Annotated in this window: 26 protein-coding genes and 1 pseudogene; 14 read left to right on the plus strand and 13 right to left on the minus strand. The window is 64.9% G+C overall.

The window, feature by feature from the left end; all coding sequences use genetic code 11:
• Positions 1-37 precede the first annotated feature (37 nt).
• Positions 38-427: a DUF6276 family protein gene (locus GJ631_RS03530; RefSeq protein ID WP_156707819.1), complete on the plus strand. Its 390-nt coding sequence runs from the start codon at positions 38-40 to the stop codon at positions 425-427.
• 174 nt (positions 428-601) lie between these two features.
• Here GJ631_RS03530 and prf1 read toward each other — a convergent pair whose 3' ends face one another.
• Positions 602-1,843 carry a peptide chain release factor aRF-1 gene (gene prf1, locus GJ631_RS03535; RefSeq protein WP_156707820.1) on the minus strand — a complete coding sequence of 414 codons (1,242 nt, stop codon included), beginning with the start codon at positions 1,841-1,843 and terminating at the stop codon, positions 602-604.
• Between the two features lie 90 nt (positions 1,844-1,933).
• Here prf1 and GJ631_RS19150 point away from each other — a divergent pair, with 90 nt between their 5' ends.
• A complete protein-coding gene (locus GJ631_RS19150) occupies positions 1,934-2,068 on the plus strand; it encodes a hypothetical protein (RefSeq protein WP_255453895.1) in 135 nt (44 codons plus the stop codon).
• 182 nt (positions 2,069-2,250) lie between these two features.
• Here the strand turns inward: GJ631_RS19150 and argS are convergent, their stop codons facing one another.
• From argS to GJ631_RS03550, 3 genes are all read right to left on the minus strand, one after another.
• Positions 2,251-4,044, minus strand: coding sequence for an arginine--tRNA ligase (argS, locus tag GJ631_RS03540; RefSeq protein WP_156707821.1), 1,794 nt, complete (start codon positions 4,042-4,044; stop codon positions 2,251-2,253).
• A 51-nt stretch (positions 4,045-4,095) separates the two neighbouring features.
• On the minus strand, positions 4,096-4,593 hold the full coding sequence (locus GJ631_RS03545; protein ID WP_156707822.1) for an HTH domain-containing protein: 498 nt from the start codon (positions 4,591-4,593) through the stop codon (positions 4,096-4,098).
• Positions 4,594-4,818: 225 nt separating this feature from the next.
• Entirely contained in the window at positions 4,819-5,316 is a 498-nt protein-coding gene (locus GJ631_RS03550; protein WP_156707823.1) for an HTH domain-containing protein, read from the minus strand.
• Positions 5,317-5,517: 201 nt separating this feature from the next.
• Here GJ631_RS03550 and twy1 point away from each other — a divergent pair, with 201 nt between their 5' ends.
• From twy1 to rnz, 6 genes are all read left to right on the plus strand, one after another.
• Entirely contained in the window at positions 5,518-6,489 is a 972-nt protein-coding gene (gene twy1, locus GJ631_RS03555) for a 4-demethylwyosine synthase TYW1 (protein WP_156707824.1), read from the plus strand.
• A 146-nt stretch (positions 6,490-6,635) separates the two neighbouring features.
• Complete coding sequence (locus tag GJ631_RS03560; RefSeq protein WP_156707825.1) at positions 6,636-7,337, plus strand: DUF120 domain-containing protein; 702 nt, start codon at positions 6,636-6,638, stop codon at positions 7,335-7,337.
• Positions 7,321-8,046 carry a 3,4-dihydroxy-2-butanone-4-phosphate synthase gene (ribB, locus tag GJ631_RS03565; RefSeq protein WP_156707826.1) on the plus strand — a complete coding sequence of 242 codons (726 nt, stop codon included), beginning with the start codon at positions 7,321-7,323 and terminating at the stop codon, positions 8,044-8,046. Before GJ631_RS03560 ends, ribB begins: the two co-directional genes overlap by 17 nt.
• A 331-nt stretch (positions 8,047-8,377) precedes the next feature.
• Positions 8,378-9,307 carry a branched-chain amino acid transaminase gene (locus tag GJ631_RS03570; protein WP_156707827.1) on the plus strand — a complete coding sequence of 310 codons (930 nt, stop codon included), beginning with the start codon at positions 8,378-8,380 and terminating at the stop codon, positions 9,305-9,307.
• A gap of 9 nt (positions 9,308-9,316) precedes the next feature.
• On the plus strand, positions 9,317-9,796 hold the full coding sequence (locus GJ631_RS03575; RefSeq protein WP_156707828.1) for a cupin domain-containing protein: 480 nt from the start codon (positions 9,317-9,319) through the stop codon (positions 9,794-9,796).
• Between the two features lie 45 nt (positions 9,797-9,841).
• Positions 9,842-10,771 (plus strand): ribonuclease Z, encoded by a 930-nt coding sequence (rnz, locus tag GJ631_RS03580; RefSeq protein WP_156707829.1) that lies wholly within the window; start codon positions 9,842-9,844, stop codon positions 10,769-10,771.
• A 6-nt stretch (positions 10,772-10,777) separates the two neighbouring features.
• On the opposite strand, the gene GJ631_RS03585 is transcribed toward rnz, so the two are convergent.
• Positions 10,778-11,233, minus strand: coding sequence for a MaoC family dehydratase (locus tag GJ631_RS03585; protein WP_156707830.1), 456 nt, complete (start codon positions 11,231-11,233; stop codon positions 10,778-10,780).
• A gap of 109 nt (positions 11,234-11,342) precedes the next feature.
• Between GJ631_RS03585 and GJ631_RS03590 the strand changes: the two genes are divergently transcribed.
• Positions 11,343-13,331 (plus strand): DUF460 domain-containing protein, encoded by a 1,989-nt coding sequence (locus GJ631_RS03590; RefSeq protein WP_370518546.1) that lies wholly within the window; start codon positions 11,343-11,345, stop codon positions 13,329-13,331.
• Positions 13,332-13,369: 38 nt separating this feature from the next.
• Here the strand turns inward: GJ631_RS03590 and GJ631_RS03595 are convergent, their stop codons facing one another.
• The 3 genes from GJ631_RS03595 to GJ631_RS03605 all read right to left on the minus strand — a co-directional run bounded on the left by GJ631_RS03595 (position 13,370) and on the right by GJ631_RS03605 (position 15,173).
• Positions 13,370-13,576, minus strand: a complete 207-nt coding sequence (locus GJ631_RS03595) for a hypothetical protein (RefSeq protein WP_156707832.1) — start codon at positions 13,574-13,576, stop codon at positions 13,370-13,372.
• 54 nt (positions 13,577-13,630) lie between these two features.
• Positions 13,631-13,978 carry a hypothetical protein gene (locus GJ631_RS03600; RefSeq protein WP_156707833.1) on the minus strand — a complete coding sequence of 116 codons (348 nt, stop codon included), beginning with the start codon at positions 13,976-13,978 and terminating at the stop codon, positions 13,631-13,633.
• 127 nt (positions 13,979-14,105) lie between these two features.
• On the minus strand, positions 14,106-15,173 hold the full coding sequence (locus GJ631_RS03605) for a zinc-dependent alcohol dehydrogenase family protein (protein WP_156707878.1): 1,068 nt from the start codon (positions 15,171-15,173) through the stop codon (positions 14,106-14,108).
• A 265-nt stretch (positions 15,174-15,438) separates the two neighbouring features.
• On the opposite strand from GJ631_RS03605, the gene eif1A reads away from it, so the two are divergent.
• Both eif1A and GJ631_RS03615 read left to right on the plus strand, forming a co-directional pair.
• On the plus strand, positions 15,439-15,732 hold the full coding sequence (eif1A, locus tag GJ631_RS03610; RefSeq protein WP_156707834.1) for a translation initiation factor eIF-1A: 294 nt from the start codon (positions 15,439-15,441) through the stop codon (positions 15,730-15,732).
• Between the two features lie 52 nt (positions 15,733-15,784).
• Positions 15,785-16,171 (plus strand): DUF2237 family protein, encoded by a 387-nt coding sequence (locus tag GJ631_RS03615; RefSeq protein WP_156707835.1) that lies wholly within the window; start codon positions 15,785-15,787, stop codon positions 16,169-16,171.
• A gap of 18 nt (positions 16,172-16,189) precedes the next feature.
• On the opposite strand, the gene rio1 is transcribed toward GJ631_RS03615, so the two are convergent.
• Positions 16,190-17,059 (minus strand): serine/threonine-protein kinase Rio1, encoded by an 870-nt coding sequence (gene rio1, locus GJ631_RS03620; RefSeq protein WP_156707836.1) that lies wholly within the window; start codon positions 17,057-17,059, stop codon positions 16,190-16,192.
• Positions 17,060-17,178: 119 nt separating this feature from the next.
• On the opposite strand from rio1, the pseudogene GJ631_RS19415 reads away from it, so the two are divergent.
• A pseudogene (locus GJ631_RS19415) lies at positions 17,179-17,690 on the plus strand (metallophosphoesterase).
• On the plus strand, positions 17,687-18,187 hold the full coding sequence (locus GJ631_RS03630) for a GNAT family N-acetyltransferase (RefSeq protein WP_156707837.1): 501 nt from the start codon (positions 17,687-17,689) through the stop codon (positions 18,185-18,187). The pseudogene GJ631_RS19415 and the gene GJ631_RS03630 overlap by 4 nt, the downstream one beginning before the upstream one ends.
• Positions 18,188-18,197: 10 nt before the next feature.
• Here the strand turns inward: GJ631_RS03630 and glmM are convergent, their stop codons facing one another.
• From glmM to GJ631_RS18450, 3 genes are read right to left on the minus strand one after another with little or no spacing between them, the layout of a single operon-like run.
• Positions 18,198-19,541 (minus strand): phosphoglucosamine mutase, encoded by a 1,344-nt coding sequence (gene glmM / locus GJ631_RS03635; RefSeq protein ID WP_156707838.1) that lies wholly within the window; start codon positions 19,539-19,541, stop codon positions 18,198-18,200.
• Positions 19,542-19,587: 46 nt separating this feature from the next.
• The gene (locus GJ631_RS03640; RefSeq protein WP_197424808.1) at positions 19,588-20,853 is read right to left on the minus strand and encodes a RuBisCO large subunit C-terminal-like domain-containing protein; all 1,266 of its coding nucleotides are present in this window, start codon (positions 20,851-20,853) and stop codon (positions 19,588-19,590) included.
• On the minus strand, positions 20,850-21,326 hold the full coding sequence (locus GJ631_RS18450; RefSeq protein WP_197424810.1) for a hypothetical protein: 477 nt from the start codon (positions 21,324-21,326) through the stop codon (positions 20,850-20,852). The genes GJ631_RS03640 and GJ631_RS18450 overlap by 4 nt, the downstream gene beginning before the upstream one ends.
• 98 nt (positions 21,327-21,424) lie before the next feature.
• Here GJ631_RS18450 and GJ631_RS03645 point away from each other — a divergent pair, with 98 nt between their 5' ends.
• Positions 21,425-21,973: a pre-rRNA-processing protein PNO1 gene (locus GJ631_RS03645; RefSeq protein WP_156707840.1), complete on the plus strand. Its 549-nt coding sequence runs from the start codon at positions 21,425-21,427 to the stop codon at positions 21,971-21,973.
• 14 nt (positions 21,974-21,987) lie between these two features.
• On the opposite strand, the gene GJ631_RS03650 is transcribed toward GJ631_RS03645, so the two are convergent.
• Positions 21,988-23,574 carry a GMC family oxidoreductase gene (locus tag GJ631_RS03650; protein WP_156707841.1) on the minus strand — a complete coding sequence of 529 codons (1,587 nt, stop codon included), beginning with the start codon at positions 23,572-23,574 and terminating at the stop codon, positions 21,988-21,990.
• Between the last annotated feature and the right edge of the window lie 169 nt (positions 23,575-23,743).

Raw genomic sequence — 23,743 nt, forward strand, 5'->3', positions numbered from 1 at the left:
CCGGCACACACTACTGTGCTTTCCTCCTACGTCGGGTATGGAGTGTCCTGCATGCCGAGCGCGGATGGTGTCGTTCGCCGTCCCCCTGGAGTATCGCGAACACGTTCCGGAGTCCTCGGACTGTGCGGCGCTGTGTCCCGAGTGTCTGACGCTCGTGGCGGCAAACAGCGCCAGTGACGACCCACGATTCGACCGCATTTCGAGTGCCTTCCCCGACAACGAAGCGGCGGTTCCACTGGCGCTGGCGGTCGGATTGCTCGACTCGCTGGCGCTTCACCGGACGGCGTTACAGGAGTTGCTCCCGGCGGTCGAAGCCGCGGGCGTCGACCCGCTTCTGGTTCTCGACCGACTGGACGCACAGGGTGGTGTCCAACCGGAGTTCGACATCAGCAGACGCAGGCATCAACTTCAGCAACTGCTGGATTGAGAGAAATATTCAAATACTAGTTTTCACTTTGTGATGGGATGCGTCACGCAGTGACGTAATAAATGCGAACGACTAACCTTCGAGGGGGTGGGTTGCACCCTCACTTCGGGGCGGGGGAGTCGGCCGACGCGTGGGTAGTCATGGGGGACGGCTGTCCGCGTCGGCTGTCGGGCCTTAGACGCCCGTCGAGTAGCGGAGAATGCCGGCGATACCACCGAACGCCGTGAGCAGTTGCTCGCCCTTCTCGAAGTCGGTGGAGATGAACTTCGCATCCGACCCGCGCTGTTCGGCGAGGTCCATCAGGTGGTCGATGACGTCCTCACGTTCTTGGACCTCTCCCTCGGTTCCGTCCTCGCAGGTGTGACTCGGCGTGTCGGCCCGCCGGTCGACGACTTCGAACTCCTCGCGGCCGCCGCAGTCGTAGACGACCACGTCCTTCCGGAGGTCTTCGCTGATGAGCAGGCGGTCGACGGCACCCATCATGAGGTTCTGTCGGGTGGCCTCGAAGCCGTAGGTGGCCTTTTGGCCGTCGTGGAGTTGCTCGAAGAACTCCTCCATCTCGGATTTGTCCTTCATCACCTCGGTTTCGGCCAGCACGTCCTGGGCGGCGTCGACGAGGTCGTACAATCCGGATTCGTCCGTGTAGGAGACGTCGAACTTCCCCAACACCATGTCCTGCAGTTCGTGGTGGAGGTAGTCGCCGTCGAGGAACTCGTCTTTCGTCGGCGAAGGACCGCCCACGAGGATGCCGTCCATCTCGTGGCGCTTGGGGACGAAGAGGTCGTCGGCCATGCCGGCGACCTCCTGATAGAAGTTGTCGATGGCTTCTAGCCGCAGACGGGCGAATCGCTGGGCTGACTGGCCACCTTTTCGCTGCTTGCCGGGGACCAGCGACGAGGCCGATTTGACGGGTTCGACGCGTTTGCCCTTCAGCCACCCGACGTTGGCTTCCCGTCGGTCCAACACGACGAGGCCGTACAGGCCCTTGTCGCCGAGCATCTCCGCCAGCGGTTCGGTGAGGAAGTGCGAGTCACAGTGATACCGGAACGACTCGATGGGGTCCGGTGGCGATTCGAGCACCTCGGTGACCATGTCGGTCTGGCCGCCCCCGGCGTCGACGGCGCCCGAGAAGATGACCATCCCGTTTTCGGGAGGATGGACATCGTAGTACTTCAGACGGTCTTTGATGCTGGTGAGGGCGTCCTGTACTGCCGTTCGAGTCTGTTTGGACTTGATGTTGGACGCTTCGCTGTGCTCTTGGGTGACGTGGGCGACCACGTCGCTAATTAGCCTGTCTTCGGGGATGTAGATGGAGACGAGTTGGGTTCCGGAACCCGAGTAGTCGTCGAGTTCCTCGATTACCTTCTGAAACTCGTATTTCTGCTTGTCCGAGGGGTCCCCCTCGCTTTCGCTCATTGCAGTTGGTTTGCGCCCCCGGAAATAAAACTCCGTCCTTTGTGGGAGCAGAGAGTAAGGCCTATCAGGCCACTCCGCACACATCCCGATATGTCACAGAGCGAGGAGAGTTCGGTTCGACTGTCGTGGATCGCCATCTTCCTGCTGCTCGCGCTCGGCCTCGGGGCGGCCGCCGTCCTCGCCGTCGGGGGCAGCATCCTGCCGACGGTCGCACCGCTGGTGTGAGGAGACATCTGCCGTACTGATTGCGGAGTGCGGCATACTCCCAATGTTGCCGTAGCATACGGCGCGCGAAGCGCGCCGTTTCACCGGACGCGAACGTAGTGAGCGTCCGGCCTTTTTTCATCGAAGTTTTTTCGAGGAGAGGTTCGCGCGGAGCGCGAACCCGACGATGAAAAAAGTTCGGGTTACATTGATTCGGGCGCTTCCACACCCAGAATATCGAGCGCGTTGGCGACGGCGTGTTTCGAGGCGGCGACGAGCGCGAGTCGTGCGGCCCGCGTTTCGGCGTCGTCGGCAGTGAGGACGGGACACTCCCGGTAGAAGGCGTTGAACCGGTCGGCGAGTTCGCGGGTGTAGGTGGCGACCTGGTGGGGTTCGAGGTCCGAAGCGGCCGACTCGACGACGCCGGGGAACCGCGCCAGCGAGCGGATGAGGTCGCGTTCGGAGTCGGTGGTGAGAACCGAGGTGTCGGCGACCGGTTCGAGTTCGTCGGCTTCGTCTGCTCGCGGCTCGTCGCCGCTCGCACTTTCCGAGGCGCGTCGCGCCTCGTCCAGAATCCCACAACAGCGCGCGTGGACGTACTGGACGTAGGGCGCCGACTGGGCCTCGAAGTCCAGGGCGCGTTCCCACTCGAAGGTGATGCCCTTCGTCGGCTGTTTCGAGACGATGTCGTAGCGGACGGCGCCGATGCCGACCTGTCGGGCGATGCGTTCGACGTCGGCTTCGTCGAGGTCGTCGTCGCGGAGGCGGTCGTCCATGCGGTCTTCGACCTCCTCGCGCGCGCGGTCGATGGCCTCGTCCAGCAGGTCGTCCAACTGGACGCCGGTCCCACGGCGGGTCGACATCTTCCCTTCGGGGAGGTTGACGTAGGAGTAGATGACGTTCGACAGTCGGTCCGTGTCGTTGCCGAGCAACTCCAGTGTCTCCCCGAGCTGTTCGGCCTGTAGCTTGTGGTCCTCGCCCAACACGGTGACGGCGCGGTCGTAGTTGTCGAACTTCCACTCGTGGTGGGCCAAATCGCGGGTCGTGTACAGCGAGGTGTCGTCGGCCCGGAGGAAGACGAGGTTCTTCTCGATGTCGTCGAAGGTGAGTTGCCAGGCGTCGTCCTCGTAGACGGCGCCGTCGAGTTCCTTCAGGCGGGCGACGACGTCGTCGGTCGAACCGTCGCGCATGAATCTGGTCTCCTTGACGAACTCGTCGAAATCAGCGGGGAGGCGTGCGAGACACTCCTTCATCCCGCCGAGGACGGTGTCGACGACTTCGCCGACGCGCTCGTAGGTCTCCTCGTCGCCGGCTTCCAGTCCCTGAAGGATGGCCTCGATTTCGGCTTCGGCTTCCTCGACTTCTTCGGGGTCGGCTTCTTCGAGGAAGGCGTTGCCCTTCCGGTAGTAGCGAACCATCCGGTACTCCGCGCGGTCCCGTGCCGGTTCGGGGAGGTCCTCCTCGTCGAAGCGCTCGTAGGCCCACGTGAAGACGGCCATCTGTCGGCCGGCGTCGTTGACGTAGTAGTGACGCTCGACGTCGTAGCCGGCGTAATCGAGGGCGTTGGCGACGGCGTCGCCGATGATGGGGTTGCGCGCGCGCCCGACGTGGACGGGTCCGGTCGGGTTCGCGGAGGTGTGTTCGACGACGACGGAGGTGTCGCGGTCGGGGAGTCGGCCGAAGGCGGCGTCTCCGCCGGCCTCCAGCGTGTCGGCGAAGTACGACTCGTCGGGCAGGAAGTTCAGATACGGCCCCTGAACGTCGACGCGGTCGAGGTAGTCGTAGTCGTCGGGGTCGATGGCGTCGGCGAGTTCGGCCGCCACCTTCGGCGGCGGTGCTTCGGCCCGCTCGGCCAGTCGGAAGGCGACGCTGGAGGCGAAGACCGCCTCGACGTCTTCCGGTGGCTCCTCGATACCGAGGTCGTCGGTCGGGTAGTCGTTGGCCGCGAGCGCCGTCTCCAGCGCCGTCGCGACCGACTCCCGGAACGCAAGGAACATACCCGACGGTTGACGAGCGGCCGATAAAGGGGTTTCCGAACGGACCCGCGGTCAGGGTCGGACGTTCTCGACGCTGTCGCCGGCAGCTAGTGCGTTCAAACAGTCCTCGATGCTCTCGTGGGTGCCGTCGTTCCAGCGGGGGTACAGTCCAGTCAACTCGCCGTCTTCGCGGATGGCGACACAGACCGGTGGGAACGTGACCACGCGGTCGACGCCGTCGGTTCCCCGTTGTGTTTTGAAAAACGGGTCCAGCGATTCCCAGCCGACCGACTCGACGAACTCGTCGTAGGCGGCGGTGGGTTCGAGTCCGGTAGTGTCGCCCCCCGGCGACCGCTCGGGCACCGTCTCGACCCGTCGGTCGGTCACGACGCCCGCCTGCTCCAGCAGGTCGAACCCCTCGAGGGCGCTCGACACCCTGTCGGAGGCAGCGTCCGGAACGGTCTCGCGGACGTAGAGGGTCAGCTCCGCCGACAGTGGCTCCCGGTCGACCATCCTGATTATTGTTGGCTCACCGCCGGATTTTCCACCCATATCGAGTCCTCTGAGCATATCTCTACATCAGCCGACCAATGGAAAAGCATTCTTAACCAAGAACTAAAGAAATAAGCGGGAATAACGATTCAAACGTTTCTAAATGGCTCTCAGATGTTGTGAGTGGGCTCTGTTCAACATCAGAAATAAACGTTCGAATCCGAAGATGTGGACTGAACGTCGGAGCCTACTGGCGCAATCGGAACGAACGAAAAGGTACGTCGGGGCTCGAAACGGTGGGATTCAGGCGACGTTCTCGACGCGGTCGCCCATCGCGAGGGCGGCCAGACAGTCCTCGACCGACTGGGTTGCGCTGCCGTCGCGCTTCGGGTACAGACCGGTCAGTTCGCCCTCGTCACGAACCGTGATACAGATGTCGGGCATGGTGACGGTGCGTTCGTGGTCGTCGTCACCGGTTTCGGCCTCGAAGAACGGTTCGAGTGCGTCGGTGCCGACCGACTCGACGAACTCGTCGTAGGTGGCGACGACCTCGTTTTCGGGGCCGTCGGTCGGCGCGTCGACCTCGGTCGGCCACGTCACGACGGTGACGCCGTCGACGACCTCGGCGGCTTCGAGCCGGTCGAAGCCCTCGCGGACGGCGCGGAACCGCTCGTGGCTCTCCGACGAGAGGGATTCGGCGACGTAGACGGTCACGTCACCGTCGAACGCCTCGCGTCCGGCCGCTTTGATTATCATCGGTTCGTCGTCGCTTTCGCCCCACGTATCGAGCCCTCTGAGCATGTCTGTATCTTTTCATCACCACGCAAAAGGGTTCTGTAGAAAGCATACAAATTGTATTAGGAGTTCGTGTGAACACTGACCAAAGCACGGCTGTAGTGAACGTACGTATCACGACCCGTGAAAACGTGTGTCGAACGTCGTGACATGACTTCACACACGACGAACCACGGCCTTTAGGCCTTCGTCGGTGTATGTGCGGGTATGCCCAAGCAGGTCAGCGACCCTGACTATCACTCGGAGAACCACACCGCCGCCCAGACCTGCGGGTGGACGGCCAACGCCCTGCGCGGAGAGGGCCGCTGTTACAAGAACCACTTCTACGGCATTCAGAGCCACCGCTGTATCCAGATGACGCCGGTCGTCAAGTGCAACGAGCGCTGTGTGTTCTGTTGGCGCGACCACGCCGGCCACGCCTACGAACTCGGTGACGTGGAGTGGGACGACCCCGAAGCGGTCGTCGACGCCTCCATCGACCTCCAGCGAAAACTCCTCTCGGGCTTCGGCGGCAACGACGACGTACCCGAGAAAGTGTTCGAGGAGGCGATGGAGCCCCGACACGTCGCCATCTCGCTGGACGGCGAACCGACGCTGTATCCCTACCTGCCGGAACTCATCGAAGCGTTCCACGACCGCGGTATCACGACGTTCCTCGTCTCCAACGGGACTCGCCCCGAGGTGCTCGCGGAGTGTGACCCCACGCAGTTGTACGTCAGCGTCGACGCCCCCGACCGGAAGACCTTCGGCGAGGTCGTCAAAGCCGTCGAAGACGACGCCTGGGACAATCTCATCGAGACGCTGGACGTACTCGCCGAAAAAGACGAGACCCGGACGGTCCTTCGGACGACGCTTCTGAACGGCTACAACATGAAGACGCCGGAGTGGTACGCGGGGATGTTCGACCGCGCCGACGCCGACTTCGTCGAGATGAAGGCGTTCATGCACGTGGGCAACTCCCGGGACCGCCTCGACCGCGAGGTGATGCCCGACCACGAGGACGTCGTCGCCTTCACCGAAGCGGTCGGCGAGTACATGCCCGACCACCCGGTCGTCCGCGATGTGCCGGCCTCCCGGGTCGCTCTCCTCGCACACGAAGAGGACACGTGGGTGCCGGAACTGAAAGGCGGCTCGGACTTCTGGACCGAGGGCTCCTACGCGAAAGGGACCAGCGACTGACAGCAACCGTCGCCGGCCTCGTCACGTATTTACGTCGCGGACTCCGAATTAACGCTGTAAACCGTTCTCGGCGTGCGCACCGTTCCAAATCTGTTATGCATGCCATTTCCGTTACGGTTAAGGGGCAATACTCCCTACCGGACGGTATGTCACAGACGACCGAGCGCGTGGGACACGACGAGTTGGCGACGCTGAAACTCGTCGCCCTCGACGGCGCGCTCGAGGGTCGGGCGACGGTGACGTGTGCGGCACTCGCCGACCGTCTCGACGCATCGAACCAGACCGCCTCCCGGCGGCTCCAGCGGCTCGAAGACGCCGAGTTCATCGAGCGCGACATGACCGGCGACGGCCAGCGAATCGCCGTCACCGAAGTCGGCGAGCGGGCCCTCCAGCGGGAGTACGCCGACTACCGCCGACTGTTCGAGGGCGACGCCGACGTGGACCTCTCCGGCGTCGTCACGAGCGGGATGGGCGAGGGTCGCCACTACATCTCCCTGTCGGGGTACATGGAGCAGTTCCGCGACCGACTCGGCTACGAACCGTTCGCCGGCACGCTCAACGTCGAATTGGACGACGAGAGCGTCCGCGCTCGTGCCCGCATGGACGCTCTCGACCCCGTCGGCATCGACGGCTGGGAGGACGACGACCGAACGTACGGGCCGGCCTTCTGCTGGCCGGCGACGGTCGAAACCGTCGACGGCACCCGCTACGAGACTGCCCACGTTATCGCCCCGGAGCGGACCCATCACGGCACCGACCAACTCGAAATCATCGCCCCCGACCGCCTCCGCGACGAACTGGGTCTGAACGACGACGACCACGTCACCATCCATGTCTCAGAGCAGTAACACCACGCGCGTCCGCCGCGGCGTCGATTCGGCCATCGCCGCCTTCGCCGCCGGCGAGCCGGTGCTCGTCCACGACGCGGCGGACCGCGAGGGCGAGGTCGACCTCGTCTACCCGGCGGCCGCCGTCACCCCCGAAGCCGTCGCCCGGATGCGAAACGACGCGGGCGGCCTCATCTGTGTCGCGTTGGCCGACGACGTGTGTGCGGCGTGGGACCTCCCCTTCGCACAGGAACTCATCGACCACCCGACGGCGGCCAGCCACGACCTCTCCTACGACGAGCGGTCGTCGTTCTCGCTGACGGTGAACCACCGCGACACCTTCACGGGCATCACCGACGAGGACCGCGCGCTCACCATCTCGGAACTCGGTTCGGCCGCGGGGTCAGTCCGCCGTGCGACGACCGTCGCCGGGGACGGTGCCGAGGAGTCGGTCGCCGCCGATGCCGAGGGGTTCGCCGAATCGTTCCGCTCGCCAGGCCACGTCCACCTGCTTCGGGCCGCACCGGACCTCCTCGACGACCGGGAGGGCCACACGGAACTCGGCATCGCGTTGGCCGACGCCGCCGGCGTCGAACCCGCCGTCGTCGTCTGTGAGATGATGGACGACGAATCCGGCGGCGCGCTCTCGCCGGCGGCGGCCCGCGCCTACGCCGACCGCAACGGCTTCACCTACGTCGAGGGGTCGGAACTGCTGGCGCGGCTCGGATAGGTGGTTTCGGCTTGCTTCGGACACCCGAAGAACACGAGTCGGCGGAATAAGAATTCAAGCATCCGCGAGGGAGCGGAGTCGTTCGAAAGCCCGCGCTGTGCGCGAGCTTTCGTGATGACGAGAGAGCTGCGCTCTCTCAAACCACGACCGAGCGGTTCTCCGGCGGCTTCGCCGCCGGTAGCGATGAAGCGACCACCGCGCGCCGAAGGCGTGCGACGGGAGCGAATCGCTATTTTTCATCGACGTTTTTGCCGGTCGCTCGCCCCCGGCGAGCGACCGTGCAAAAAGGTCGTTGTCAAGACTCATTACGGGGGGCGCCCACAGACGGAGTATGTCTTTCGAGGAGATGGACGTCGACACCATCTGGCAGAACGGGGAGTTCGTCGACTGGGACGACGCACAGACACACATTCTGACCCACTCGCTGCACTACGGGACGGCGGTGTTCGAGGGTGCGCGGTGTTACGACACCGCCGACGGCCCGGCGCTGTTCCGCTGGGAGGAACACCTCGACCGCCTGTTCGATTCCGCGAAGGTGCTCGACCACGACATCGACCACACGCGCGAGGAGATTACCAAGGCGACGCTGGAACTCATCCGCCGACAGGAGCTAGAGTCCTGTTACATCCGGCCGCTCGTCTACTACGGCTACAACTCCTTGGGCGTCTCGCCGAAGGACTGCCCGACTGAGACGATGGTCGCCTGCTGGCCGTGGGGGGCGTACCTCGGCGAGGACGCAATCGAGAATGGCGTCGACGTGATGGTCTCCTCGTGGCGGAAACACGCCTCCAGCCAGATTCCGACGAACGTGAAGGCGACTGGCCCGTACGTCAACTCGATGCTGGCCGGCGAGGAGGCTCGTCGCAACGGCTACGTCGAGGCCATCGTCCTCAACAAGGAGGGCAACGTCGCGGAGGGCCCCGGCGAGAACATCTTCATGGTCAACGACGGCGAGATTTACACGACTGGCCTCTCGGAGTCCATTCTCGACGGCATCACCCGCGAGACGGCCATCCAACTGGCCGAGGACCTCGGTTACACCGTCCACGACGAGGCCTCTATCGCTCGCGGACAGCTCTACACCGCCGACGAGCTGTTCTTCACCGGCACTGCCGCCGAGGTGACGCCCATCCGGAGCGTCGACGACAAGGAAATCGGCAACGGCTCCCGTGGCCCGGTTACCGAGGAGATTCAACAGCGGTTCTTCGACCTCGTCAACGGCGAACTCGACGGCTACGACGAGTGGTTCCACTACGTCTGAACCGGAACGATGGGCCCCATCAACGAAGCCGACCTCGAGTGGTCCGAAACCGACCGCGGGGAGACGCGGTTCAAACGCAAGCAGCTGGCTCAGGCCGCCGACGGCGAGGAGTTGGGCTGTAGTCTGTACGAACTCCCGGCCGGCCACCGCTCGTGGCCGTATCACTACCACACCGGCAACGAGGAGGCGCTGTACGTCCTCTCGGGGACCGGAACGATCCGTCTGGATGGCGACACGTACGACCTTGAGACGGGCGACTACGTCGCCTTCCCGGCCGACGAGTCCGGCGGCCACCGCGTCGTCAACGACTCCGAGGGGCCGCTCCGCTATCTCGCCGTCTCGACGATGAACGAACCCGACGTGACCGTCTATCCGGATTCGGGGAAAATCGGGGTCTTCGCCGGGTCGCCACCCGGCGGCCGCGAGGAGCGGTCGGTCCACGGCTACTACGACCGCGACGACGACGTCGACTACTGGGACGGCGAGTAGCCCGGCATCGAAGGCGGTATGTAAACGCCGCCACTTTCCCCGTGTATGTCGCTGTGTGTGACGTTCCTCGGAACCGGCGGGGCCGTGCCGACGACCCAGCGGAACACGAGTTCGGTGTTCTGCCGTCGGGAGGGCGAGCGGTTCCTCTTCGACTGCGGGGAGGGAACGCAGCGACAGATGATGCGGTTCGGAACCGGTTTCGGCGTCTCGCACATCTTCGTCTCGCATCTCCACGCCGACCACACCCTCGGGATTCCGGGGCTGTTGCAGACGATGGACTTCAACGAGCGAACCGAGCCGCTGGCGATTCACGTCCCATCGGGCCAACAGCGCCGCATCGAGCGGTTGGTCGGCTCGACGGGCACCGACCCCTCGTTCCCGATTCGCGTCCACGGCGTCGACGACGGCGACGTGGCACTCGACGCCGACGACTACGAAATCCGAGCGTTTGCGACCGACCACGACACGCCGTCGGTCGGCTACGCCCTCGTCGAGGACGACCGCAAGGGCCGATTCGACCGCGAGCGCGCCGAGGAGTTGGGGGTCCCCGTCGGCCCGAAGTTCCAGCGACTCCACGCCGGCGAGGACGTGGAACTGGAGGATGGAACGGTCGTTCGTTCCGAGGAAGTCGTCGGCGACCCCCGGCCCGGTCGCACGCTCGTCTACACCGGCGACACCCGGCCGAGCGACCGGACGGCCGAGGTGGCCGCCGACGCCGACCTGTTGATACACGATGCGACCTTCGCCGCCGACAACGCCGAGCGTGCGGGTCGGACCGCCCACTCGACGGCCGCCCAAGCCGCCGAAATCGCCGCGGAAGCGGGGGCGAAACGCCTCGCGTTGGTCCACGTCTCCTCGCGGTACGCGGGCAACGTCTCGCCCATCGAACGCGAGGCTCGGGAGGTGTTCGGCAACGAGGCGTTCGTCCCCGACGACGGCGACGAACTCGACGTGCCGTATCCGAACGCGGAGTAGACGCCGTTACTCGTCGGCCTCGCGGCGGCGGAACATCCCGTCGGCCTTCCACTCGATGACGGCTTCGCCGTCGTCGTTGTAGCCGGTCAACTTCGAGCGGACGTGCCCCATCTCGGGGCGACTCTCGGAGACGCGTTTCTCGAGGATTTCAACGTCGACGTGCAGCGTATCGCCGGGGTACACCGGCTGCTTCCACTGGAGGTCGTCGATGCCGCGGGCTCCCATCGACGTTTCGGCGTCGAGAAAGCCGTCGACGAGCAGGCGCATACATATCGAAGCGGTGTGCCACCCCGAGGCCGCAAGCGAGCCGAAGATGGACTCTTTCGCCGCCTCCTTGTCGGTGTGGAACGGCTGGGGGTCGTACTTTTCGGCGAACTCCAACACCTCGTCTTCCGTGACTTCGTAGCTGCCGTCGAGTTCGTACGTCGCTCCGACTTCGATGTCCTCGAAATACCGTGGCATTACCGAACGGTCGGTTCGGGGGGACAAAAAGCCGCACCCCGCGGCGACGTGGTCGCGTTTCGCTGGCTTCGGCACGGAGTTTATACTCACTCCTCCCCTACACGCGGCCGTGAGCACGCGAACGAGTGCCCTCGATTCCCTCATCTTCGGCGTCGACATCCAGAGCGGCGACGTTCGGGGAGACGCCCCCTCGTATGCGGTGGTCGCCTTCGACGGCGAGTCCATCGAGCGCGACGTGGTGTCGGGCCGAAAGCTTCGCCGGCGAATCCAATCCGAAGCGCCGGCCATCGTCGCCACCGACAACACCTACGAACTCGCCGAGGACAAGGGCGCACTCGTACACTTCCTCCGAGAGCTACCGTCGGAGACGAAACTGGTGCAGGTGACCGGCGACGAGCGGCCCGAACCGCTCTCGCGTGTCGCCGCCAGACACGGCGTTCCGTACGCGAAGCCGCCGATGAAGGAGGCCGAAGCGGCGGCGCGACTCGCCGCCCGCAACGTCGGCTACGAGGTGTCGGCGTTTACGAACACGACGACTGTGAAGGTCGCCCGCGGCCGGTCGACCGGCGGTGGTGGCGGCTGGAGCGAGGACCGCTTCACTCGCCGCATCCACGGGTCGGTGAAGACCGTCGCCCGAGAGGTCGAGTCGAAACTCGACGACGCCGCCCTCGAGTTCGAAAAGGAGGTCACCGAGAAGTACGGCGGCTACTCTCAGGCGCTGTTCGAAGTCGAGGCGACACCCTCGGAACTCCCTGTCTCGGCGCGGCGCTCGGGCGACACGCGAATCGAAATCGAACGCGAGCGCCGCGACGGCATCGAGTATCGCCCGCTCGCGAAGCGTCGGGATTTCGTCGTCGTCGGCATCGACCCCGGGACGACGACCGCGGTGTCGCTGTTGGACCTCGACGGGAATGTCCTCGACGTGTGGTCGACCCGCACTGCCGACACCGCCGAGGTCATCGAGTGGATTATCGAGCACGGCCGACCGGTCATCGTCGCCGCCGACGTCGAACCGATGCCCGAGACCGTCGAGAAGATACGCCGCAGTTTCGACGCCGCGGGCTGGATTCCCGGGACCGACCTGCCGGTCGACCGCAAACTTCACCGGACTCGCGAGGAGAGCTACGACAACGACCACGAACGGGACGCGATGGCGGCTGCGCTGTTCGCCTTCGACAGCCACGAAGACCAGTTCGACCGCATCGCCGAGAAGACGCCCGCGGGGTTCGACCGCGGGGAGGTGACGGCCCGCGTCGTCGCTGGCGAAGAGAGCGTCGAGGCAGTTCTCGATGACCTCTCCGAGGACGAGGAGTCCGACGAGGAGTCGACCGACCACGACCCCCGAGAACTCACCGCCGAGGAGAAGGAAATCAAGCGACTAGAGGCCCGCATCGAGCGCCTCGAGGGCCACGTCGAGGACCTGAAAGACACCATCCAACAGAAGGACAGCCGGGTGTCGGAACTAGAAGAGGAACTATCCGAGTCACGGCGCGAGGAGCGTCGGGAGGCCCGCGAACGCCGCGAAGTGACGCGGTTGGAACGGGAGAACGAACGACTCAAACGCGAACTCGCCGAGGCTGAACAGGCAAACGAGGAACTCGACGGCAAACTCGAACGGCTCAAGGAGTTGTGGAAACTCGACCACTCGAACTTCGCGGACGTGGCCGCCGAAAAGCAGGGCCTCGTCCCGGTCAAACCCGTCGAGCAGTTCACGAAAGGCGCCCTCGAAGCCGCCGAGGAGAGCTACGGGCTCGCGCCCGACGACGTGGTGTACCTCCGGGACGCCAGCGGCGCCGGCCGGGCGACCGCCGAGCGACTGGCCGACTGCGAGCCGCGGGTCGTCCTCCGTGACGGCCGGCTCTCGGAGCAGGCCGACGAGGTGTTGTTCGACCACGGGATTCCCGTCGGGCCGGCCGACGACGTGACGATACAGGAAATCGACGAACTCGCCGTCGCCCGCGAGAGCGAAGTCGAGTCGGTCATCGACGAGTGGGAGGACCGCGCCGAACAGCGCCGACGCGAGAAGAAATCCGCGAAACTCGACGAGGTCATCAGCGAACATCGCGCGCGTGACCCAGCGGCCGACAGCAGTGGCTGATGGGTTTCTGAAACGTCACCTCGGGTGGCAACCTCGCCTCAGAGGTCGTCGTAGCTCATCCCCATCGATTCGAGGAACGTGCCGAGGAGACCGTGCCCGAGGAGGACGCCCCCCGCCATGACGACCGTCGCCGCGAGGGCGGCCCGACGGTTCTCACGGCCGAGTAGCACCATCCCAACGACGACGAGTACAGCCCCCGCGATACCGGTGTCTCCGAGCGCATCCGTCAGTTCTTGGGTACTCATACCAGTGGGTGTACACGGGGGATACCTAAAGAGCCGGATTTCCCGACGGCGCGGTCACGACGGCACGACGAGCGCGAGCAGATAGAGGTTCCACCCCGTCACGGAGACGCCCAGCAGTGCCAGTCCGAGCGGCACCCCGACGCGGTAGGGCCGCTGGACGACCCGCCAACAGAGAAAGCCGCCGCCGAAGATGAGGGCCTTCGACGCCACCATCCCGCCGAGTCCGTACCGTTCGACGAACACCGAGGTGACCGGGCCGAGTTCGAACAGTTCATCGATGCCGAGACCGACGCTCGTCGTCACTACGTCCCCGACGCCGAAAAAGAGGACGGCGAGCGCCCACAGAAGCAAGTGGCTCACCTCGGAGTGTCCGTTGAACGTCGGAAGCGAACGCCGGGACATGCTCACCGACGACGGGAGCAGTGGGGTTGGTAATCCGCTCCCTACGACCGGCGACCGAGAAGTAGTCGTATCTTAGCGACGCTCCGACTCGTCGTAAGCACACTCAAAAACGGAACGGCGGATGCGGTTAGAACTCGTTGCAGACGGGGATGCCGACCGTATCGAAGTCGCCCATCGAGGCGATGGTGTCGGGGACCTCCTCCAGCGAGATGGTCTTCGAGACGATTTTGCCGGGGTCGATTTTACCCTGCTCCATCATCGAGAAGATTTCCTCGTACTCGTGGGGCGGCATGCCGAAGGAGCCGATGAACTCCCGTTCGTCCATCACGATGCTGTCGACGGGGAGCGACACTTCGCCTTCCTCCTCGCTCGTGGTGAGGCCAATCTGGAGGTTCTGACCGCCCTTCGCCAGCGAGTTCACGGAGTTGCGGCAGGTCTCGGCGATGCCGAGGGCGTCGACGCTGACGTCGGCGCCGCGGCTCTTCGGGGTCTCGCCTTTGACGGCTTGGGGAACGTCCTGTACTTCGGTCACGTCGATGGTGGCGTCGGCGCCGAGTTCCTCGGCTTTCAGCAGTTTGTCTTCCGAGAGGTCGACGGCGATGACGTTCGCACCGAGGGCGTCGGCGATGTGGACCGCGGAGAGCCCGACGCCGCCACAGCCGTGGACGGCGACCCAGTCGCCGGCGGTCACGTCGACGCGGTGGACGAGTCCGTGGAACGCCGTCGCGAACCGACAGCCGAGGCCGGCGACCTCGACGGGGTCGACGCCGTCGGGGAGTTTGATGACGTTGTGGTCGGCGTTCCGAACCGGGAACTCCTCGGCGAAGGCGCCCGGCTGGAAGGAGACGAACCCGAGCGGGATGACTCGCTCACAGATGTTCGCCCGGCCCTGCTTGCAGAACCGGCAGGTGCCATCGGAGAGGTTGAACGGGACACAGACGCGGTCGCCCTCGCTGAAGTTCTCGACGTCTTCGCCGACGTCCTTGACGATGCCGACGGGTTCGTGGCCGAAAATGAGGCCGGGCGTCGGCATGACGCCGACCCAGTCCCAGTCGCCCTGCCAGGCGTGCCAGTCGGAGCGGCAGACGCCGCAGGCCTCCGTCTCCACGACGATGCCGTCCGGGTCGGGTTCCGGTCGGTCGACCTCCTCTACTTCCATCGGCTCCTGTGGCTCCTGGAAGACCACGGCACGCATCGACTCCGCCTCCTGCTCCGCGTCTGCGGATTTGCTCATAACGCGCGAACACTACCCCTCCACCGATTTAATCCTTGCCACGGTATATTAACGGGCCACGATTGGGAGGGCGCGGTGTTATGTGGGGAACGGTGACGGTGTCGATGATGTGGCAATTATTGCCGGATAATGGCGATTTCGTGGTTCGGTAGCGGTTGGCGCGCGGACCGAACTGGAAAGCGCTCTGCTTGAAAGAATTAAAGGGCTCCCTATCCAACCGACGGGTATGAGCGACAACGAGGGACGCAAGAACCTCAGGATGCCCGACGACGACGAGGTGTTCGCCGTCGTCACGAACATGCTCGGGGCCAACCGGGTGAAAGTTCGCTGTATGGACGGCAAAGAGCGGACCGCACGCATCCCCGGCCGGATGCAGAAGCGCATCTGGATTCGCGAAGACGACGTGGTGTTGGTCGAACCGTGGGACTGGCAGGACGAGAAGGCCGACGTGGTGTGGCGCTACGAGAAACAGGACGCCGACCAACTGCGCGAGGAAGGCCACATCACCGACAGCGTCTGACTGCGCTCTCTTCGCCGAGGGAACTTTTGTCGCCGGCGCACGTTCTGTCGGTATGCCCGAACTGAACGTCCTCGGTGAGCCGCTCGAACCGTGTAGCACCGACCCCGAAACGGGGTTCCAGCGGGACGGGCGCTGTTCGTGCCACGACGCCGATATGGGTCGTCACGAACTGTGTGCGGTCATGACCGAGGATTTCCTCGAATTCAGCCGCGAGCAGGGAAACGACCTCGTAACGCCGCGACCGGAACTCGACTTCCCGGGACTCTCGCCGGGGGACCGCTGGTGTGTCTGTGTCCCCCGGTGGGTCGAGACGCTACAGGCGGTTCGAAAGCGACACATCCCCGAGACAACGGTGCCACCGGTCGTGTTGGAAGCGACGAACGAGGCGGTGTTGGATACGGTTGATTTGGAGACGCTCCGTCGCCACGCCTACGAGTGATGCCCGTCGAAGCGGACTCTACTCGCCGCCGCCGCCCGGCTCCGGTTCGGCCTCGGTGACGTACTCCAGTAAGTCGTCGTCGCCCACCTCCAGTCCCTGTCGGCGGAAGAACGCGGCGACGTTGTGGCAGTCCCGTTCGAGGAACTCCCGGGCGTTGGGGTGGTGAACGGTGACCGCCTGGCCCAAATCGAGCAGGCACAACTCGCCGTCGTGGACGACGATGTTGTACTCCGAGAGGTCGCCGTGGACGAGCCCCGCACGATACAGCCGTCGGGTGTACTCCCGAACGACTTCGTAGGCCGTCTGTGGATTCTCGACGTGGACCTCGTTGAGACGTTTGGCGCGGTCGTTCTCGCCGCCGAGGTACTCCATCACGAGGACGTTTCGCTCGACGGCCAGCGGTTCGGGCACGCGGACGCCCGCCTTGCGTGCGCGCATGAGGTTCGCGTACTCCTTTTTGGTCCAGGCGACGACGACTTTCTTCTTGTCGGAGCCGATGCCCTCGAAGCGGGGGTCGCCGTCGAGGTAGTCCCGCATCTGCCGGAAATCGGAGGCGTTGATGCGGTAAACCTTCACCGCCACCTCGCCGTCCGGCCCGAGGGCGGTGTAGACGTTGGCCTCCTTGCCGGTCGAGATGGGGCCGCCGAAGGCGTCGATGTAGCCGTCCTGAACCAGTTTGTACAGCGCACCGAACGTGGCGTCGTCGAACACCGACGCCTCGACTTTGAACTGTTCGGTGTTCTTGATGCGTTTCCGGAACTCGAGGAACTCACGGTCCTGCTTTCTGGCGGTACGGTCGGCTTCCGTGTCCGACACGTCGAGTTCTTCCCACTCGTCGCCGAGCCCCTCGGACTCCTCGGGCTCTAACAGGCCGTACTCCTCTGTCATTCGTCCCGGGGTACGCCGCCCCGACGGAAAGCGTCACCGGTCGTCGCGGTCGTGGTTCGACAGTCGAGGCACTCCAGGTCCCCGGTGGCTTCTTTTCGGCGTGCGACGAACGGTCACTCATGTACGTCGGCATCATTTCCGATACCCACGACAACGTCCCGGCGGCCGACGCCGCGATGGACGCCTTCGTCGAGCGCGGCGTCGAGGCAGTGATTCACTGCGGTGACTTCGTCGCCCCGCCGCTGATTCCGCACCTCGACCGCGAGGGCATCGCAGTCCACGCCGTCCGCGGCAACAACGACGGCGAACGCGAGGGGCTCGTCGACGCCTTCGAGAGCCTCGACGGCGGCACGCTACACGGTGCTTCGCGGAACTGGAGTTCGATGGTCGGAGGTTCGCCGTCCTCCACGGCGAACAGCGACCGGTCATCGAGGCGCTGGCGTCGTCGGGAGCGTACGATTACGTCTGTCACGGCCACTGGCACGTCCGCGAGGAACGGTCCGTCAATGACACGACGGTCATCAACCCCGGTGCACAGTTCCCGACGGTTCCCGACGAGCACCGTACGGTGGCTGCCGTCGACACCGAAAGCGACACCGTCGAGTTCCTCGACGTGACGGAGTCGGTATGAGCGTCGAGATACGCGAGGCGACGGCCGACGACGTGGCGGCCATCCGCGAGGTCGCGAGGGACTCGTGGTACGCGGCCTACGGCGGCGTCCTCGACCCCTCGACGGTCGAGGGTGCCCTCGGGGAGTACTACGACACCGAACTCATCGAGGCGGGCGTCGAACACGACGACATCGCCTTCTTCGTTGCCGAAAGCGGAGACGAGGGGAGCGTAATCGGCTTCGCCAGCGCCGAACAGACGTGGGCCGACGAGGTGGAGTTACACACCATCTACGTCCATCCCGACCGCTGGGGAGAGGGCGTCGGGGCAGCGCTGCTCGACCGCATCCGTCGGTGGGCGACCGAACAGGGCGTCGACCGCATCGCGTGTTCCGTCCTCGCCGAGAATTCGGTCGGCATCGGGTTCTTCGAAGCGTCGGGCTTCCGCCGCGGCGCCGAAGCGAAGGGTGAAATCGCCGGCGAACTCCACGACGAATACGAGTTCGAACTCGACCTCTGAGCGGCGGTGGTTACTCTTCGACCCGTCGCCGGACCGAGTTCGCCAGTTCGGCAGCCTCCTGTGGCGTCTTCGCTTCGGCGTAGACGCGGACGTACGGTTCGGTCCCGCTCGGACGGACGAGCGCCCACGATTCTTCGAAGTCGACGCGGTAGCCGTCCAGCGTCGTCTCTTCGCCGTTGGCACTCGCAGCCCACGCCTCTGCTCGCTCCATGATGGCCGCCCGCTCGCTCTCGCCGTCGTAGGGGACGTTCTCGCGTTCGAAACTGTACCCCCGGTGCGGTTCGAGGAGGGCACTCGCCGGGCGGTCGGCGAGCAACTCGAGGAACCGGGCCGCCACGTAGCCGCCGTCGCGGCCCAACCGATGGGCCGGGTACACGATACCGCCGTTGCCCTCGCCGGCTATCGGGACCGAGACGCCCGCCTCCCGGAGTTCCCGCGTGCGACTGAGTACGTAGGTGTTGCCGATGGGGGTGTACTCGACGGTGCCACCTGCGGCCTCGGCGACATCGCGGAGTCGCAGAGATGCGTTACACGTGGTCACGACCGTCTCTCCCTCGTCCAGCTCCGCGGCGGCGAGTGCCGCAAACGCCGCGTTGCCGTCGACGAACGCTCCTGATTCGTCGACGAACACCACGCGGTCGGCGTCGCCGTCGTGGGCGATACCGAGGTCGGCGTCGGAGGAGGCGACGAACGACAGCAACTCCGTCAACTCGTCTTCGACCGGTTCGGGGTCGCGGCCGGGAAAGGCCCCGTCGGGTTGGGCGTTGAGCGTCTCCACCTGACAGCCGAGACGCCGGAACAGCGCCGGCGAGGTGAGCGCACCGGCGCCGTTTCCGGGGTCGACGACGACGGTCGGTGCGGCCTCGCGTATCGTCTCGCGGTCGACCGACTCGACGACGCTTTCGACGTACTCGTCGGCGGCACTCTCGACGGTCCGTGACTGCCCGGTCGACTCGGGGGCCGCCGCCGAGACGCTCTCTTCGGCCAGCGACGCGACCGCCTCGACTGCTGTCGGTTCGAGAACGGAGCCATCGCGGCCGACAAGTTTCACGCCGTTGTGGTCGGGTGGGTTGTGCGAGGCCGTAATCTGGAGGCCCGGTATCGACCGCGTTTCGACGTAGTGCTGTAACGCCGGCGTGGGGACGACCCCGAGACGGTCGACGGTCGCCCCGACGTTTTCGGCGCCGGCGGTCGCGACGTGGTCGAACATCTCGCCGGTCGTCCGGGTGTCACGGCCGATGGCGACGCGGTCGGCCTCCCAGTAGGCCGTCGCAGCGCGTGCGAGTTCGAAGACGCGCTCGGCCGTGACGGTTCGGTTGGCGACCCCTCTGATACCCATTCGTCCGAAACTCATCGCCGGCGCTACGCGGAGCACCCACTTGGGTGTCCGGTTCGGTCGGTCAGGCGTTCTCGTCGAGCCACGTCTGCATGGCCTCGTATTGCCCCGACTGGTCGCTGACGACGCGGTGAACGTCGTCGTCGGTGATTCCCGCGAGTGTCGCGTCGATGGCCTCCCGACAGGCGCGTACCCCGCCGGCGACGGACGAGAGCAGGTCGTCGCTCGGATACGAGTAGATGGCCGACCCGACGACGAACAACTGCTCCGTGTCGTAGTCGGGTTCGTCGACACTCCCCGTCCCGATTTGCATGTTCCGGTGGATGTTCTCGGGGCTGACCTGGTGGGAGACGACGGGGAGCGTCCGTTTGAACTCGCTTCCCAACCGCCGCCGATTGCCGCGAAGGACGCTCTTGCAGGTGTAGATGTGGCTCCGAGAGCGGGAGTGGTCGCCGGCGACGTTGCCGGTGTGGGCGGAGTCGGCGCCGCTGAGTCGGAAGAGTTTCTCGAGGACGTCCAGCGCGATGCCGTGATTCGTCTGTGTGTAGACGCCGTGGCCGGCCCAGTGTGCGTGAATCGGATACTGGAACTCGTCGTCGTCGGCGATTCGCTCCATGTGGTCGAACCCCGAGGAAACCGGCGACTGCATCAGGACTATCGACTCCTTCACGTCCGAGAGGTCGATTTCGGGGTCTGGGCCGGTCGTGAGGCGTTTGAATCGCTGGGTTTCGCCGGTGACGTTGAGGACGTACAGCGGGCGTCGTCCGGTTTCGGATTCGATTTCGCGGAGCGCGGAGACGATGGCTCGGATGCGGTCCTCCAGTGGACAGTACGCCGGCGAGACGAACTTGATGTCCTCTTTGACGACGTCGACGCCGTTGACGCCCGCCTTCACGGCGATGTCGTGCATCCGTTCGGGCGTCAGTCCGGCCGGTTTGAGGATGAGCCCGAGCATCGGGCGGTCGTCGACGCCGGCACGTTCTCTGAGGGTTTCGATGCCGTACTGGGGTCCGGGGAACCGCTTTACGAACTCCGGCGGGAAATCGATGCCAGTGATTTTTATTTCGGAGACGTAGCCGGCGTCGAAGAGGTCTCCCCCGATGTAGTTGAGGAGCTGTGACGTGCTCGCAGTGATGTTTTCGACCGGGAAGGCCACCTCGACGGTCCGGTCGCCGTATCTCGTGACGCTCGCCTCGTAGTCGCCGTCGACTTTGTCACCGAACCCCCAGCGGTAGTTGCCGAGCGACTGTGATTTCGCGATTTTCTCGCCGATTCGGTGAATGTTCGCGTCGTCGTCCCCGATACGGTATTCGACCAGTATGTCGCTCATAGGCGCTCGACCACCTCGTCGATGCGCGCTTCGAGCGACTGAATCTCGTTGCGGAAGTTCCCGACGCGGCTTCGGTCGATGTCGGCGCGGTCGGTCGCTATCAGCTGCTCTCTGAGGAATCGCTGCTGTGTGCTGATGCGCTCGATGTCGTCGTACACCGCGTTGAGTTCCCGCTGGAGGTCCTCGGAGAGCAGCGAGAACGTCCCGCTCGAAACGCCGGACTCGTAGCTGCCGGTCGGAAAGGCTATCGTCGGCGGTACTTCCCCCTCCCAGTTGCCGATGTTCTCGCTGATTCCCCCGAGCTCGCCGGCGATGGAGTCGCGAAGTCGCTGCCGGTCGTCCCGTTCGCGCTCGGCCTGTAGGTGTCGTTCGCGCCGCGCCGAGAGTTGATGCCCCAACAGGGCCCCCATCCCGACCGCGAGGAAATCGGCGATGTACACCGGTGATATCAACCAGTCCACCACGATGTCCATTACCGAACACGATAGTAAAACAGTTTCCTGCAACCCCCGTGTGATGCGACAACGTCCGAACCGGCGAACGCTTAAAAACCGCCACCCTAATCGGGGGTATGAAACACGTCAGGATTCCGGAGGACCGAATCGGCGTTCTCATCGGCGAAGGGGGTGCGACCATGCGGGAAATCGAGTCCCAAGCCGAGGTCCGTCTGGACATCGACTCCGAGACGGGGTCGGTGAAAGTCGAGACCGTCGGCGACCCGATACTCGGCCTGAAGGGCCCGGACATCGTCAAGGCCATCGGCCGCGGGTTCGCCCCCGAGGACGCGATGCGCCTGCTGGACGACGACATGCAGTTGTTCGAACTCATCGACATCGAGGCCGCCACCCGGAACAAGAAGGACCTCCGTCGGAAGAAGGGCCGACTCATCGGCGAGGGCGGCCGGACCCGAGAACTCATGGCGGAACTCTCCGGCGCGGACGTGGTCATCTACGGGTCGACGCTGGGTATCATCGGCAAACCCCAGCAGGTCGACGCCGTCCGCAGCGCCGCCGAGATGATTCTCGACGGCGCGCCTCACGGCGCCGTCTACTCCTTCCTCGAACGGCGTCACAACGAGATGAAGTCCAACGACATCGAGTACCACCAGTTTACGGGCTGAGTCGGTCCCTCGATTTATTTCGAGCGAATCATATTTACCGCTTTCTCCGCTATCATCATCGTAGGTGCGTTGGTGTTGCCGCCGACGAGCGTTGGCATCACCGAGGCGTCGACGACTCGGAGTCCCTCGACGCCGTGGACGCGGAGTTCCTCGTCGACGACCGCGTCATCGCCGTCGCCCATCTTGCAGGTGCCGACCGGGTGATACACCGTGTGGGCCGTCTCACGGACGTGTTCGCGCAGTTCGGCGTCGGTGGTCGCTTCCTCGCCGGGCCAGATTTCCTCGCCGCGAACGTCGTCGAAGGGCTCTGCCTGCAGGATTTCGCGGGCCCGACGGATGCCCTCGACTAACACCTCCATGTCCCGGTCGTCGTCGAGGTAGTTCGGGTCGATGACGGGGTCGGCGAAGGGGTCGTCGGAGGCCAGCGAAATCGACCCGCGACTCTCCGGGCGGAGCTGTGTCGCACCGACCGAGAGGCCGTGGCCTTCTTCGGGGTTCTCGAAGCCGTGTTCCATGAAGTAGCCGGGCGCGAAGTGGAACTGGAGGTCGGGGGCTTCGAGGGCGTCGTCGGTCCTGATGAAGCCGCCCGCTTCGCCGACGTTGGAGGTGAGATGCCCTCGCTTCAACAGGAAGTACTTCGCGAGGTCCCGGATTCGTCCGGCGTCGTCGAGTGTTCCGGGTTCGGTACACTCGTAGACGGTGAAGGCAAAGAGGTGGTCCTGAAGGTTTCGACCGACGCCGGGCAGTTCGGCCTGCACCTCGATACCGTGGTCGGCGAGATGTTCTGGGTCGCCGAGTCCCGACAGCATGAGCAGTTGCGGGGAGTTGATGGCGCCGCCGGAGACGAGCACCTCCTCGACGGCTTCGGCCCGGAGGCGCGTGCCGTCCTGTTCGTACTCGACGCCCGAGGCGCGGTCGCCGTCGAAGGCGATTTCGGTGGCGTGGGCGCCGGTCTCGACGGTGAGGTTCGGCCGGTCGAGATGCGGCGTCAGGTAGGCGGCCGCGGCGCTGTGGCGTTTGCCCTTCTTCTGGGTGAGGTGATAGAGGCCGACGCCCTCCTGTCGGGGACCGTTGAAGTCGGCGTTCCGCGGGTGGCCGACATCGGTCGCGGCGTCGACGAACGTCCGAGAGAGGTCGTTCGGCGACTGGGGGTTCGAGACGTTCAGCGGGCCGTCGGTGCCGTGGTAGTCGCCGTCGCCGGGTTCGAACGTCTCGTTGCGCTTGAAGTAAGGAAGGACGTCCTCGTAGGCCCACCCGTCGTTGCCGCGGTCGGCCCACTCGTCGTAGTCGTCGGGGTGGCCCCGGATGTAAATCATCGCGTTGATGGAACTGGACCCGCCGAGGGTCTTCCCGCGCGGCCAGTACAACTCTCGGTCGGCCAGACCGGATTGGGGTTCGGTGTAGTACTCCCAGTCGACGTCGCTTTTGAACAGTTCCGGGAACGCCGCCGGGATGTGAATCTCGCGTTTCTCGTCGGGTTCGCCGGCCTCCAACAGGAGGACGGAGGTGTCCGGGTCTTCGCTGAGACGCGACGCGAGGACACAGCCGGCCGACCCGGCGCCGACGACGACGTAGTCGTAAGCCGCTGTCTTGGTTGCCATACACTGCCACACTCGCGGGCGCGTGATAAACCGTCGGACAGCGGCACGCCGCGTGGAACCGCTTCGAAGCCATATATAAACATTTCCCGACACCTGTTCACACACCCGTCCGCCCCCCGTACGGGGGTTTTCCGCCTCCGTTTCAGCAACCTTTATATAGAACCACAGA

The organism is Natronomonas sp. CBA1123 (assembly GCF_009741925.1).
Lineage (GTDB): Archaea > Halobacteriota > Halobacteria > Halobacteriales > Haloarculaceae > Natronomonas.